Origin of the sequence: Winogradskyella sp. (assembly GCF_965656915.1) — a bacterium.
In the GTDB taxonomy this organism is placed as follows: Bacteria; Bacteroidota; Bacteroidia; order Flavobacteriales; family Flavobacteriaceae; genus Winogradskyella.
Genome location: NZ_CBFHMI010000053.1, coordinates 1 through 15,186, shown reverse-complemented (window position 1 = coordinate 15,186; position 15,186 = coordinate 1). Strand labels below are relative to the sequence as shown.

Genomic DNA, 15,186 nt, shown 5'->3' with positions numbered 1-15,186 from the left:
TCAAATGGAGTACCTAATGTGGCTGTACACGATATTGTTGTGCATCCTGAAGCTAATGACTTACTATTAGGCACACATGGTCGTAGTATTTATAAGGCTAATATTTCACCATTACAAAAAATGAATGATGCGATGACATCGACACCTGTAACGATTTTTAACGTAAGTCCTGTTCGATATTCAAGCCGTTGGGGAAGTTCATGGAGCAAATGGTTAGACGCTTATGAACCTGAAAAAACACTACAATTTTATAGCAACACTTCTGGTGAAAAAACGATTAAAATTTTATCTGAAAAGGGAGCTGAATTAAACCGAATGACGGTAAATGTAGACAAAGGCTTTAATTATATAGATTACAACTTAGAATTAACGGCTAAAGGACGAAAAGCATTACTAAAAGAAAACACAAGTATAGACATCAATGAAGCAAGCAACGGAAAATATTATTTACCAAAAGGCGTTTTTACAGTACAAATAGAAAATGCTAAAACCAAATTAGAAATCAAATAACTATTATTAAACCCATATAAATGAAATCAGTTAACCTACTTTTCATCGCTTTATTTTTGATGCTGTCATCGTGCAGTAGTGATGATTCACCACCAGTAAGTGATAATCCACAATTAATTATCAAACTAAATTTTGATCCTAATCAACAGCGTTTAGATAATTTAGGACAACCTGCAACGATACCGAACGGAAACGCAGCGCAAACACCAACCATTCAAAGAATGAGTGCTAATTATATAGAATTTGCTCCCATAGCAACAACATTGTTAGGTCAGGGAGAGATTGTATATGAAGGAGCTGAGACTGATGAAGGTGGAGATATGGCCATTGATTTTCAACAATCTATTTTTGTAGGAGATGATGAGGTGTTTTTAAGTATACCGTTGAGTGAAGTTGCTTCTGGTGCTTACGAATGGGTTAGAGTATCTTTAGCCTATCAAGAAGGAGATATACAACTTTTAGCAGATAATATAGGTGAAGTTACAGGACGTTTAGCAAGTTTTGTTGGTTACAATAATTACATCACAGAATTTGATTTAAATGGGAGTACAATTACAGTAGATGATAATGTGTTACAAGGTTTTTGGGCATTTGAAGCATTAGGGTTTACTACTCAAGGTCAGGCGCCAGAAGGAGCAACAACGGTACCTAACCCATTGTTTGATACGTCTCCTGTGCCACAAGGATCGTGCGTAGTTACAGGTCAGTTTGCTAATGCTTTTGAAATAACTGGTAATGAAACTGAAGATGTCATTGTAACACTCTCTTTCTCTATCAACAATAGTTTTGAGTGGACAGAAGTTAATGCCGATGGCAAGTATGAGCCTTCAGCTGGCGAACAGGTGGTTGATATGGGATTACGCGGATTGATTCCTAGTGTTTCCAATTAATCAGAATTTTTTACACTTCTTTGACATTATTTTCACATCTATTACAGCAACTTTAAATAGTTTGGCTGTGAAATAATGCATGCTAAAAATACTATAATACTTTTCTCACGTTTACTATTATAGTCATATTTACATTGGCACTAACCAAATTCATCAATCAATCATGTTAAGACATCTTACTTTACTGGTCATTTCTTTGTCTATTAATTTAATTTATGCACAAAAAAATGTCACAGATCAACTCAGTATTTTTTTAGATTGTAATGTTTGCGATAGCGAATATTTAAGACAGAATCTTGGCAATACGCAGTTTGTAAGAGATCAATATTTGGGAGATGTTCATGTATTTGTGGTAACTCAAAGGAATGGAAGTGGAGGTCGCAGCTACGACATGCAGTTTATAGGGAAAGAAGAGTTTGAAGCTATTAACTATAAGCTAAGTTTTTCAACGGATGCTAACATGACCAGAGATGAAGTAAGGCAACGAGTTTTAAAAAATCTAAAATTAGGTTTAGTGCGTTTTTGGATTGAAAATGGAACAGTTGAAGAGGTTACTGTCAACGTACCTGTGCCTGAAGATGAGAAAGATGACGTTGAAGATAATGACCCTTGGAATTACTGGTTATTTCAGATTGGAGCCGGTGGTTTTTTTGATGGTCAAGAACAAAGCCGATTCAGTAACATCAACGTTAATGCTTCTGCCAGACGTGTTACCGAAAAAAATAAATTTCGTATTAGTACTTTCTTTAGTGAAAGCCGAAATGTTTTTGAATTTGAAGGTGAAGAAATTGTTGGAATCAACGATAGAAAATCCTTGAATGTGAGTGATATTTTAAGTATCAATGACCATTGGTCTTACGGATTTTTTGGAACATTGAGTTCTTCAACATTTAATAATACGGATTTAGCGTGGACCTTTAGACCAGCATTAGAATATAGTTTCTTCAATTATGTAGATTCTGCAAAAAAGCAATTGACTATATCGTATCGTAACGGAATTAGATTTAATGATTACACCGAACGAACTTTGTTTAATAAAACCGAAGAATATCTTTGGGAACATGGAGTTCAACTTGGAGGACGAGTTAATCAGGAATGGGGAAATATCAATGGTGAAGTTTCCTATAATCAGTTTTTAAATGATACAAGTTTATACTCAGTAAACTTTTTTCTTGGTACAAGAATTCGGTTATTCAAAGGTTTTAATTTTAACGTGAGCGGTAGCTATTCCATAACCAGAAATCAAATTAATCTTCCTGGTGGTGGCTTATCCTTAGAAGAATTATTATTACAGCAACAACAGTTACAATCGGGCTATAATTACTTTGTAAATGTTGGGTTTAGTTATTCTTTTGGATCTATATATAACACCATTGTAAATCCACGATTTGACTTTTAGATTATAATCATTCTAAATAAATAATTATAGTACACTGATGTTGGCAATACGCCATTTGTGCAGTATTTTTGTAGGACTAACAAAAAGATTAGATCTACAATGAGCGGAATTCTAAATTCGTCGATTGGAAGAAAGTTTGCCATGGCACTTTCGGCACTCTTCCTCATGATTTTTCTCGTAATGCATGTTTCCATAAACTTTACATCAGTTTTCAGTGCAGAATTATTCAATAACATGTCCCATTTTATGGGTACCAACCCGTTGGTACAAGGGCTTATGCAACCGATCCTTATTATTGGAGTGATATTTCACTTTGTAATGGGTTTTGTTTTAGAAGCTAAAAACAGAGCTGCCAGAAAAGTAAGCTATGCTAAAAATGTTCCTTCTGGTAACTCAAGTTGGGTATCTAGAAATATGTTGTTAAGTGGCTTAGTGATACTTGCATTTTTAGGTATTCATTTTTATGATTTCTGGGTACACGAAATGACCGTTAAATATGTTGAAGGCGACATGAGTGGATTAATAGACCCTAACAATGCAGAGTCTGGTTTTCGTTATTACGAAGAACTTAGAGAAAAGTTTGTAAGCCCGGTAAGAGTGGGGATTTATGTTGTAGCATTCGTGTTATTAGCATTACATCTTTTACACGGTTTTAACTCAGCTTTTCAATCTATTGGTGCTAATAATAAGTACATTAAAAGTTTAAAAGGATTTAGTAAAGTGTATTCTATAGGAATCCCTGCTTTATTTATTTTCATTGCAGTTTACCATCACTTTACACACTAAAAAAAGAACAGGATGTCAATATTAGATTCTAAAATACCAGAAGGTCCTTTAGCGGACAAGTGGACAAAACATAAAAATGATATTAACCTGGTTAATCCTGCCAATAAACGTCTTATTGATGTAATTATCGTTGGTACGGGTTTAGCAGGAGGTTCAGCGGCTGCCACACTCGCAGAGCTTGGTTATAATGTAAAAGCATTCTGCTTTCAGGATTCGCCAAGACGTGCGCACTCTATTGCGGCGCAAGGAGGAATTAACGCAGCAAAGAATTATCAAGGAGATGGTGATTCAACATACAGATTATTCTACGATACTGTGAAAGGTGGAGATTACCGATCGCGTGAAGCTAACGTTTATCGTTTGGCTGAAGTATCAACCAATATTATTGACCAATGCGTAGCACAAGGTGTGCCATTTGCAAGAGAGTACGGTGGACTTTTAGATAACCGTTCGTTTGGTGGTGTATTAGTATCACGAACATTCTATGCTAAAGGTCAAACAGGACAGCAATTATTACTTGGTGCTTATGCTGCAATGAATCGACAGATTGGTCGTGGTAAGATAAAAATGTACACACGTCACGAAATGTTAGATGTAGTTGTTGTCGATGGTAAAGCAAGAGGTATTATTGCTCGTAATTTGGTAACAGGTGAAATAGAAAGACATTCAGGACACGCTGTTGTTTTAGGAAGCGGAGGATATGGAAATGCATTCTACCTGTCTACTTATGCCATGGGAAGTAATGTAACTGCAGCCTGGAAAGCTCACAAACGTGGTGCCTTCTTCGCAAACCCATGTTACACTCAGATTCACCCAACCTGTATTCCGGTTTCTGGAGACCATCAATCTAAATTAACATTGATGTCAGAGTCACTTCGAAATGACGGACGTATTTGGGTGCCAAAACATAAAAAAGATGTTGAAGCCATTAGAGATGGTAGTTTAAAACCAACAGATTTAGCAGAAGAGGATAGAGATTATTATTTGGAGCGTCGTTATCCAGCTTTTGGTAACCTTGTACCAAGAGATGTGGCATCGAGAGCAGCCAAAGAACGTTGCGATGCTGGTTATGGTGTTAATCTAACAGGCGAAGCTGTTTATTTAGATTTCGCGTCTGCAATTGAGCGTTACGGTAAAGAGCAAGCTTATGTTAAAGGATTAGATGTCGATGATAAAGCACTAGTTACAAAACTCGGTAAAGAGGTGGTAGAGAATAAGTATGGAAATTTATTCCAGATGTATGAGAAAATTGTAGATCAGAATCCATATGAAACACCAATGATGATTTATCCAGCAGTTCATTATACTATGGGTGGTCTTTGGGTAGATTACAATTTGATGACAACAGTTCCTGGATTGTACGCGATAGGAGAGGCTAATTTCTCTGATCACGGAGCTAATAGATTAGGAGCTTCAGCATTAATGCAAGGATTAGCAGATGGTTATTTTGTATTGCCTTACACTATAGGTGATTATTTAGCCCACGATATTAGAACAGGAGAAATTCCTACAGACAGCAAAGAATTTGACGAGGCAGAACAAAAAGTTCGAAAAGATATTAGCAAATTAGTTAATAATGAAGGCACAAAATCAGTAGATCACTTCCACAAGCGTCTTGGTAAGATTATGTGGAATAAGTGTGGAATGGCTAGAAATGAAAAAGACCTAAAAGATGCTATTACTGAAATTGCAGCATTACGCGAGGAATTTTACAAAGATGTATTTGTACCAGGAACAGCGGACGAATACAACGAAGAATTAGCTAAAGCAGGTCGTGTAGCAGACTTCTTAGAATTAGGAGAATTGTTTGCTAAAGATGCATTAGAGCGCGAGGAGTCAGCAGGTGGTCATTTTAGGGATGAGTACCAAACAGAAAGTGGTGAAGCTATGAGACGTAAAGAGTTTCAGTATGTCTCTGCATGGGAATATAAAGGCCAGCCAAGTGAAGCGATTCATCATAAAGAATCGTTAGACTATGAAAATATAGAAGTGAAAGAGAGAAGTTACAAATAAAAAAGCTATGATGAATTTAACATTAAAAATATGGCGTCAGAAAGACGCAAATGATAAAGGAAAAATCGTTGATTATCCTGTTAGTGGAATTTCTCCTGACATGTCTTTTTTAGAAATGTTAGATGTCCTTAATCAAGAATTAATAGAAAAACAAGAAGAACCTATTGCTTTCGACCACGATTGTAGAGAAGGTATATGTGGCACTTGTTCTTTATACATAAATGGAAGAGCACATGGGCCATCTACTAAAATAACAGCATGTCAGTTGCATATGCGTAGTTTCAATGACGGTGATACAATTTATATAGAGCCATGGAGAGCTAAAGCCTTTCCTGTAGTAAAAGATTTAATTGTAGATCGATCATCTTTTGATCGTGTACAACAAGCAGGTGGTTTTATTTCGGTAAATACCTCTGGTAATACCCAAGATGCTAATGCTATTCCAATTGAAAAAGACAATGCAGATAGAGCATTTGATGCGGCAACTTGTATTGGTTGCGGTGCTTGTGTAGCGAGTTGCAAAAATTCTTCAGCAATGTTGTTTGTGTCAGCTAAAGTATCACAGTTTGCCTTACTACCGCAAGGACAAGTTGAAGCGACAGATCGTGTATTAAACATGGTAAAACAAATGGATGAAGAAGGGTTTGGTAACTGTACAAATACAGGAGCTTGTGAAGTAGAATGTCCTAAAGGTATTTCTTTAGAAAACATTGCACGTATGAATCGTGAATATTTAGCCGCAAGTTTTAAAGGATAATAAAAATTAAAATTTATTTTTACGAAAATCCTAAGTAATGCTTAGGATTTTTTGTTTTAAATCCCTAACCCTAATATGAAAATTAAATTATTCAGCTTTGTTTTCTTGTTGGTATGTATTGCAACAAGTTGTGCTCAAGCTGTTAAATCAGAGATTACACTCTTTGACGAAGACCAACTTTTAGTTCATTTAGAAGAATTAAGTTCAGATAAATATCAAGGCAGACGTACTGGCACTAGAGGTAATGACTCTGCAAGAGCCTATATTATTAAGCAATTTAAAGACTTAAAAATTAAAGGGTTTAATGAAAACTATGAGCAACCATTCTCATTTCAGTTAAGAAATAAAAGCATACAAGGAGTCAATGTTTTGGCTGAAATAAAAGGAACAGAAAAGCCAGATAAATATATAGTTATTAGTGCTTATTACGATCATTTAGGGACAAGAAAAGATGTCGTATATAATGGGGCAGATGATGATGCTTCAGGTGTATCTGCTTTGTTCAGCTTCGCTGAATATTTTACAAAAAACCCACCTAAGCATTCTGTGATACTTGCTGCTTTTGATGCAGAGGAAATAGGACTGCAAGGTGCTAAGCATCTTGTATCCACTATAGATAATGATAACGTATTGCTAAACCTAAATATGGACATGATTAGCCGAAGTGATAAAAATGAATTGTACGTTGTTGGTGGAACATACAATCAGTCTTTGAACAGCACCATTGAAAATTTCGATAATCCAACATCGACCAAACTAATACAAGGCCATGATGGAACTGATGGGAAACAAAACTGGACAATGTCTTCAGACCATGCTCCATTGCATCTAGCGAAAATTCCGTTTTTGTATTTTGGCAATGAAGACCATACTTCATATCATAAACCTACGGATGATTTTAAAGATATTAATCCTCAGTTTTATATCAATGCTACTAAGATTATTTTATCTATGTTCTTAACTATTGATAATTCAGGGTTATAATAATTTTGAAATGCAGAATCACATCACTTTTTATAAAGAACAACTTAAAAAACACAAGCTAGAGTCCAAGCGCCTTTATAAGCAAATGGGTCTGTTGAGTGTGTTACGACTTTCTGTATTTGTACTTACAGCATTTGGTATTTATTTGTTCTTCGCACAATCGAAATTCTTAGCCATAATTACACTTTTAGGAATTTCTATCTTCTTATTTCTATTATCGAAATATACAGAGTTAAAAACCAACCGAGCACTTCATAAAAGATTAGCCATAATCAATGAGAATGAACTTAAAATTGCCTCTGGTGATTTTCATTCAAGAGCAGATGGAAAGCAGTTTCAAAACCCAAAACACCATTATAGTTTGGATATTGATCTGTTTGGTAGAGGTTCATTTTTTCAATTTATAAATAGAACCACGATTAAGGAAGGTACTGAGGCACTTGTAAGGCATTTACTTTCTAATAATGTTACAAATATTCAGACTAGACAAGAAGCTGTTAAAGAGTTAGCCCAAGAACCAGAGTGGCGACAACGTTATTCTGGCGTGGCAAAAGGAGTAGAAATAGACTATTCTGAAAAGTCTATTATAGAATGGCTAAAAGCGTATCAACCTTTTTTAGGAAAACTTGAATATGTATTAACCATAGTATTTAGTATGGCCTCTATACTTATTCTGGTTTTAGGTATTATGGAAATAATTCCAATTAAGTATGCAGGTTATTGGTTACTTCTGGGTCTGGCAATTACCGCACGCTATCTTAAAAAGATAAATAATGTTGCCTCGAACACTGAAAAAACGAAAGACACATTTAGACAATATGCCTTATTGCTAGAGCAGATTGAAAATAAAAACTTTACGTCAGAATTATTGAAAACACAGCAGCAAAAAATTCAATCAGAAAATCTAAAAGCTTCGCAAATCTTTTCAAAATTCTCTAAAGCATTAGATGCACTAGATAACAGAAACAATTTCATATCAGCCATTTTTGGTAATGGCTATTTACTTTGGGATATAAGACAGACCTATCACGTAGAACAATGGATTGCTGAAAACGCAGATAAAGTAGAAGACTGGTTTGAAGTTGTTACATTTTTTGATGCATTTAATAGTTTAGGGAACTATGCATTTAACCATCAAGAGTTTATCTATCCTGAAATAACCAATGAAGACACCACCATTTCTGCGAAAGATTTAGGTCACCCATTGCTGAATTCAGAAAAGCGAATTGATAGCAATTTACAATTGCAAGATCAACAATTCTTTATTGTTACTGGAGCGAATATGGCTGGTAAAAGTACATTTTTAAGAACTGTGGCCTTACATATTGTTATGGCTAATGTTGGTCTACCAGTTTGTGCTGCGCAAAGTCAATACAAGCCAATTAAGCTCATTACGAGCATGCGCACATCAGATTCTTTAACAGATGATAGTTCGTATTTCTTTAGTGAGTTAACACGACTCAAATTTGTTGTTGATACTATTGAAAACGACAAAAACTACTTTGTAATTTTAGATGAGATATTAAAAGGAACCAATAGTACAGATAAAGCAATAGGATCTAGAAAATTTGTAGAAAAATTGGTAAAGCTTAACGCTACAGGCATCATTGCCACTCACGATCTAAGTCTGACTGAAATTGACACTGAATTAGAGGCTGTAAAGAACTATTATTTTGATGCGCAAATCATTAATGATGAGCTCTACTTTGATTATAAACTAAAACAGGGTGTTTGCCAAAACATGAATGCGAGTTTTCTGTTGAAGAAAATGGAAATTGTTTAGATTGTAATTCAGAGCGTTAGTAAAGCCATTCATTTTTAAAATTCCGAGAGTGATTGCTTTGTTGTTAAGAGAGGTGGTAAACAAAAAACCCTCTCTACAAATAGAAAGGGTTAATCTTATGATTTAGGAAAGCTAGTTTTAAGCCTGAAAAGGCTCAATTGAAACATAAGACTTGTCGTCTTTTTTCTTTGTAAACTTAACTATACCATCAACTTTAGCGTGTAAAGTATGGTCTTTTCCTTGGTATACATTTTCACCTGGGTGATGTGTATTACCTCTTTGTCTTATGATAATGTTTCCAGCAACAGCAGCTTGTCCACCAAAAATCTTTACACCTAGGCGTTTCGATTCTGATTCTCTACCGTTTTTAGAACTACCAACTCCTTTTTTATGAGCCATTGTCTTAAGGTTTTATATTATTAATATTCATGGTGGTGAAAATTACTTCTCAACTCCACCGTCTAATCTGTCTTGTAATTCTTTTAATTCATCCCACTTACCATCAGCCGCTAATTTAGCTTGCTTTGGCCAAGTATCTGTAACGTGATTACCACGTACACCTTCGATGATTTCAGAAATTGCAGCTGGTTTAGCTTTTGCCAAATCCGCAAATGTTGCAATACCACCTTCCACTAATGTAGATGCGATTTTTGGTCCAATACCTTCAATCTTTTTAAGGTCATCTGCTTTACCTGTTGCCTTTTTAGCAGCTGGCTTAGCTTTTGGCTCAGCCTTCTTCTTCGGTGCAGCAGCTTTTGCATCTACTTTTGGTTCAGCCTTCTTAGTTTCTTTTTTTGGAGTGGCTTTTTCAGCTTTTTTGGCTGGCTTAGCTCCTGAAGCAACAATATTTTCAATAACAATTTCAGTTAAAGCTTGTCTGTGTCCATTTTTAACACGGTAACCTTTACGTCTCTTCTTTTTGAAAACTATTACTTTATCACCTTTAAGGTGCTTTAGGACTTTAGCACTAACTTGTGCTCCGTCTATAGCTGGGGCGCCTAAATTTACATTGCTACCTTCATCTAATAAAAGAACGTTATCGAAAGAAACTTTCTTACCTTCTTCAGTAGATAAACGGTTAACAAAAACTTTTTGGTCTTTTTCAACTTTAAATTGATGCCCTGCTATCTCTACAATTGCGTACATAGCGTAACGTTTTTATTAATTTGTTTATTAATTAAATGTGCTTTTCTCAGAAAGCGGATGCAAATATACTCCTAAATTCTTAATCTACAAACGTTTTGAGCGATTTCTAGAACAATTCAAAATGGTGAGAAGATTCAATTCGTCATTGGTACTATTTTTACTACAGTTTTTGCATTATATTATGAAAAAAGACGAATCATTCCTTATTTTTGTAAGGCTAGATGTAACAAATTGCATTTAGCAGAGACATACACTAAAAACAATTTAAAATTAAAACACACTTAATAATGAAAAAAAGCTTATTTACTCTAGCGCTTTTATTGCTTGTTGGGTTTCATTCCAATGCGCAGAAAGTAGAATTTGAGGAGTACGATTTGGATAACGGTATGCATGTTATCTTACATCAAGATAATTCGGCTCCAGTAGTCACAGTATCAGTAATGTATCACGTTGGAGCAAAAGATGAGGATCCAGAACGTACAGGATTTGCTCACTTCTTTGAACACTTGTTATTTGAAGGTACAGAGAATATTCCTCGAGGAGAATGGTTTAACATCGTAACATCTAATGGAGGCAGTAACAACGCCAACACAACAGATGATAGAACATATTACTACGAAGTATTTCCGTCTAATAGTGTTGAGCTAGGATTATGGATGGAGTCTGAGCGTTTATTACACCCAGTAATTAACCAAATAGGTGTTGATACTCAGAACGAAGTAGTAAAAGAAGAAAAGCGTCTCCGTGTTGATAATCAGCCATATGGAAATATATTAGCTGAAATTAAGAAGCGCATGTTTAAGGTTCACCCATATAAAGGAACAACTATTGGGGAAATGGAGCATCTAGATGCTGCAACATTAGAAGAGTTTCAAGCTTTTAATAAAAAGTACTATGTACCTAACAATGCGGTTTTAGTTGTTGCAGGTGATATAGATAAACCAGAGGTTAAGAAAATGATTCAGGATTATTTTGGTCCAATCCCTAGAGGAGAAGATATCGTTAGAGACCTTCCTAGAGAAGAGCCAATTACGGAATCTATGAGAGATAAGGCTTATGATCCAAATATTCAAATTCCTGCAGTGATAGGTGCTTACAGAACACCTTCTTTTAAAGATAGAGATGCATATGTTTTAGATATGATTTCTAGCTATTTAAGTGGTGGAAAAAGTTCAATCTTATACAAGAAATTGGTAGATGAGCAAAAACAGGCTTTAGCGGTACAAGCGGTTAATATTAGTCAAGAAGATTATGGAATTTATGCATTGTTCGCACTACCATTAGGTGATGTGTCCTTAGATACATTAATTACGGAAATGGATGAAGAAGTTGCTAAAATACAAGAAGAATTAATTTCTGAGCGCGATTATCAGAAACTTCAAAACCAGTTTGAAAATCAATTTGTAAACTCAAATTCAAGTATTTCTGGTATCGCAAATTCATTAGCACGTTACTACATGTTATATGATGATATTAATTTAATAAACAATGAAATTGATATCTATCGTTCTATTACGAGAGAGGAAATGAGAGAAGTTGCTAAGAAGTATTTAAATTCTGACCAAAGATTAATACTTGAGTATTTACCAAAAAAAGATGATCAATAAGATGAAAAATTTTAATATGAAAACTAAAATATCTGCATTTGTCGTATTGTTTTTAATGGCAATGGGAGTAAATGCACAAATAGACCGCTCTAAAATGCCAGAGCCAGGACCTGCGCCTAAAATAACTTTAGAAAAACCAGGTGAATTTGAATTAAAGAATGGCATAAAAGTATTAGTTGTAGAAAACAACAAGTTACCAAGGGTATCTTATTCTTTAACTATAGATAATAGACCTATTAAAGAAGGAAAGATAGCTGGTGTTTCTAGTATTTTGGCAGCAATGTTAGGAAATGGAACAACAAATATTCCTAAAGATGAATTTAATGACGAAATAGATTTCTTAGGTGCAAGCTTAGGATTTGGATCTCAGGGAGCTTTTGCAAGTTCATTGTCTAAATATTCTGATAGAATTATTGAATTAATGGCAGATGCTGCTATTAATCCATTACTGACTAAAAAAGAGTTTGAGAAAGAAAAAGAAAAACTCATCGAAAACTTAAAGTCTAATGAAAAAAGTGTTGATGCTGTTGCAGGACGTGTAGGTGGAGCATTATCATATGGTAAAAATCATCCAAGAGGTGAGTTTGTAACAGAGGAAACTGTAAATAACATTGAGTTTGGCGATATCTTAGCTTTTTATGAAAAATACTTTAATCCTAACAACGCTTACATTGTAGTAGTAGGTGATGTGAAAATGAGTGATGTTAAAAAACAACTGAAAGAACATTTTAGTGCTTGGGAGAAATCTGCAGATATAAATATTACACTTCCAGAACCAAAAGCTAATGCGCAGTATACACAGATTAATTTTGTGGATATGCCAAACGCAGTTCAGTCTAACATTTCATTAACTAACAACGTTGATTTAAAAATGAAAGACGAAGACTATCACAAAGTGCTAATCGCTAATAAAATTCTTGGTGGAGGTTTTGGTAGTTATTTAAATATGAATCTGCGTGAGGAACATGGTTACACTTATGGAGCACGTTCTAGTGTTGGTACAAGCAGATGGAATGCATCTCGTTTTACAGCAGGTGCAGCCGTAAGAAATGCTGTTACAGATAGTGCAGTTGTCGAGACTTTAAAAGAGATAAATCGTATTAAAACAGAACCAGTAGATTCCAAAGATTTAGCAAATGCCAAAGCTAAGTACGTTGGTGATTTTGTGCTTGCATTAGAAAGCCCACAAACCATTGCACGTTACGCATTAAATATTAAGTTAAATGATTTACCAGAGGATTTCTATGCAACGTATTTAGAGAAAATAAATGCTGTAACTAAAGACGATGTTATGCGTGTTGCGAATAAGTATTTTAAAACAGAAAACGCTCGTGTAATTGTTGTAGGTAAAGGAAGCGATGTTTTAGAGAATCTTGAAAAAACAGGAATTCCAATAAAGTATTACGATGCATATGCTAATCCAACAGAAAAGCCAGTTTTCTCTAAGCCATTACCATCTGGATTAACGGCAGAAACAGTAATTAAAAATTATGTAAAGGCTATTGGTGGAGAAGACGCTTTGAGAAAAGTAAATACAACGATGGTTGTTTCAGACATGACTATTCCAGGTGCACCATTTAAGCCTACAGCTACAATTAAGCAAATGGCACCAAATAAGTATAAAATGGAAGTTGTAGCCGAAGGAATGGGAACTTTAATGAAACAAAATTTTGATGGAGAGAATGGTTACATGGAGCAGCAAGGAAGAAAGATTCCTATGGAAGATAAAGAATTATCTACAAGAAAATCTAGTGAAGGGTTGTTCGATGAATTGTATATAGAGCCGTCAACTATTGAGTTGGAGAGTATGACAACAATAGAAGGTAATGATGCTTACAAGATTAAGGTTACAAAAGATGGTGAAACATCTTACAGATACTATGATGCTAAAACAGGGTATTTAATAAGAACTGAAACAACTATTGAAGCACAAGGGCAGTCTATTACCAATACAACCGATTTTTCAAATTATAAAGAAGTTGATGGGGTGATGATGCCTTACACAATGAAGGTTACAACAGGTCCTCAGTCATTTGTTTTTGAAACAAAAGAAGTTAAAATTAATGAAGGTGTAACAGCTGAAGATTTTAACTAGTATTTAAAAAACATACTAAAATTAAACCGAAGTGAAAGCTTCGGTTTTTTTATGATTTTATTTTATTAGAGAGATAGACTCCAAATAGAATCAATAATGAAGCTAATGCTTGAATGAGGCTAAATGATTCACCATCTAAAACACCCCAAATTAATGCTATTAATGGCATAAGATAGGTCACAGATGACGCAAACACAGGTGTAGATATGTGAACAAGTTTGTAAAAAAATATTTTAGCTAAAGCGGTACCAAACACTGAAAGTACAAACACAAATAGTAAAGAACTATATAGATGAGGATTATTTAGTCTTTCAGCTGTAAAAAAGTCTGTAAATAAGAGAATAATAACTGCAGGAATGACAATAAAGACATAATTGCCAGCAGCTATGGCCAAAGGCTTTACATCTTGTAAATAACGCTTAATGATATTAACATTAGCTGCATACATAAGTGTAGATGCAATTACAAAACCGGCGTAAAAGTAATTTTGGTTTGGATTTAATTCTGATCCTTTTAAAATTAGAATAGCAGTCCCTACAAAACCTATAATGACGCCTAAAACCTGCCTTCTTGTTGACGCAATTCCAAATACTGCAAGGCCTAGCAAGATTGTATTTAATGGCACTAATGAGTTAAGTATAGAAGCAACTGCACTGTCAATTTCAGTCTCTGCTATGGCAAAGAAAAAAGCAGGAAAAAACGATCCTAAAAATCCTGATATAATCAACCATTTCCATTTTTCTCTGGGTATTTTTTTTAGTTTCTTATAACCAACTGAAAGTAGAATGACTCCAGTAAATATGGTTCTAAATGCGCCTAGTTGATATGGCGTTAGACCGAGTAGAGATTTCTTAATTAAAATGAATGAACTTCCCCAAATTATTGAGAGAATTATAAGGTAAATCCACTTAACGTTAGGGCTTTTCATACAAAAGTGCTACTAAAGAATCATAAAAATCGTTAATTCTTATGCAAGAAACATCAATATTTATTAGATTTAGCCAAAATTTAATAGTTTGTACCTATGAGAACATTTAAAAATATTTGTATCGTTGCCTTAATGACGTTGGCTTTTTCATCATGTAAAAATGAAGCACAACCAGAAGTTAAAACAGTAGAAGTAGAAGTTTCTGAAAAAGACGTTGCTCAAACTCTAGATCCAAATGCAACTTATGCTAAAGTTGAATTTAGTATCGATGGAATGACTTGCGCAATG

General features: G+C 34.7%; 12 protein-coding genes and 2 pseudogenes. 11 read left to right on the top strand and 3 right to left on the bottom strand.

The annotated features are described in order from the left end of the window. The 8 genes and pseudogenes from ACTG3Y_RS11210 to ACTG3Y_RS11175 all read left to right on the top strand — a co-directional run. A pseudogene (locus ACTG3Y_RS11210) lies at window positions 1–510 on the top strand (glycosyl hydrolase); the annotation flags it as partial. A gap of 20 nt (window positions 511–530) precedes the next feature. Next, complete coding sequence (locus tag ACTG3Y_RS11205; protein ID WP_439153013.1) at window positions 531–1,400, top strand: hypothetical protein; 870 nt, start codon at window positions 531–533, stop codon at window positions 1,398–1,400. Window positions 1,401–1,563: 163 nt separating this feature from the next. Continuing rightward, a complete protein-coding gene (locus ACTG3Y_RS11200) occupies window positions 1,564–2,799 on the top strand; it encodes a hypothetical protein (RefSeq protein WP_439153012.1) in 1,236 nt (411 codons plus the stop codon). A 99-nt stretch (window positions 2,800–2,898) separates the two neighbouring features. After that, a complete protein-coding gene (locus ACTG3Y_RS11195) occupies window positions 2,899–3,585 on the top strand; it encodes a succinate dehydrogenase cytochrome b subunit (RefSeq protein ID WP_439153011.1) in 687 nt (228 codons plus the stop codon). A gap of 12 nt (window positions 3,586–3,597) precedes the next feature. Then, on the top strand, window positions 3,598–5,598 hold the full coding sequence (locus ACTG3Y_RS11190) for a fumarate reductase/succinate dehydrogenase flavoprotein subunit (protein WP_439153010.1): 2,001 nt from the start codon (window positions 3,598–3,600) through the stop codon (window positions 5,596–5,598). A gap of 10 nt (window positions 5,599–5,608) precedes the next feature. Further along, window positions 5,609–6,355 carry a succinate dehydrogenase/fumarate reductase iron-sulfur subunit gene (locus ACTG3Y_RS11185; RefSeq protein WP_439153009.1) on the top strand — a complete coding sequence of 249 codons (747 nt, stop codon included), beginning with the start codon at window positions 5,609–5,611 and terminating at the stop codon, window positions 6,353–6,355. A gap of 75 nt (window positions 6,356–6,430) precedes the next feature. Then, complete coding sequence (locus ACTG3Y_RS11180) at window positions 6,431–7,339, top strand: M28 family peptidase (RefSeq protein WP_439153008.1); 909 nt, start codon at window positions 6,431–6,433, stop codon at window positions 7,337–7,339. 10 nt (window positions 7,340–7,349) lie between these two features. Beyond that, on the top strand, window positions 7,350–9,122 hold the full coding sequence (locus ACTG3Y_RS11175; RefSeq protein ID WP_439153007.1) for a MutS-related protein: 1,773 nt from the start codon (window positions 7,350–7,352) through the stop codon (window positions 9,120–9,122). 138 nt (window positions 9,123–9,260) lie between these two features. Here the strand turns inward: ACTG3Y_RS11175 and rpmA are convergent, their stop codons facing one another. Continuing rightward, entirely contained in the window at window positions 9,261–9,521 is a 261-nt protein-coding gene (rpmA, locus tag ACTG3Y_RS11170) for a 50S ribosomal protein L27 (protein WP_439153006.1), read from the bottom strand. A gap of 42 nt (window positions 9,522–9,563) precedes the next feature. Continuing rightward, window positions 9,564–10,268 (bottom strand): 50S ribosomal protein L21, encoded by a 705-nt coding sequence (gene rplU, locus ACTG3Y_RS11165; protein ID WP_439153005.1) that lies wholly within the window; start codon window positions 10,266–10,268, stop codon window positions 9,564–9,566. A gap of 287 nt (window positions 10,269–10,555) precedes the next feature. Here rplU and ACTG3Y_RS11160 point away from each other — a divergent pair, with 287 nt between their 5' ends. Further along, window positions 10,556–11,875 carry a M16 family metallopeptidase gene (locus ACTG3Y_RS11160; RefSeq protein WP_439153004.1) on the top strand — a complete coding sequence of 440 codons (1,320 nt, stop codon included), beginning with the start codon at window positions 10,556–10,558 and terminating at the stop codon, window positions 11,873–11,875. Between the two features lie 16 nt (window positions 11,876–11,891). Further along, on the top strand, window positions 11,892–13,970 hold the full coding sequence (locus tag ACTG3Y_RS11155) for an insulinase family protein (protein WP_439153003.1): 2,079 nt from the start codon (window positions 11,892–11,894) through the stop codon (window positions 13,968–13,970). Window positions 13,971–14,019: 49 nt separating this feature from the next. Here the strand turns inward: ACTG3Y_RS11155 and ACTG3Y_RS11150 are convergent, their stop codons facing one another. Beyond that, window positions 14,020–14,898 carry a DMT family transporter gene (locus ACTG3Y_RS11150; RefSeq protein WP_439153002.1) on the bottom strand — a complete coding sequence of 293 codons (879 nt, stop codon included), beginning with the start codon at window positions 14,896–14,898 and terminating at the stop codon, window positions 14,020–14,022. Window positions 14,899–14,994: 96 nt separating this feature from the next. On the opposite strand from ACTG3Y_RS11150, the pseudogene ACTG3Y_RS11145 reads away from it, so the two are divergent. After that, window positions 14,995–15,186 (top strand): annotated as a pseudogene (locus ACTG3Y_RS11145) (heavy-metal-associated domain-containing protein); the annotation flags it as partial.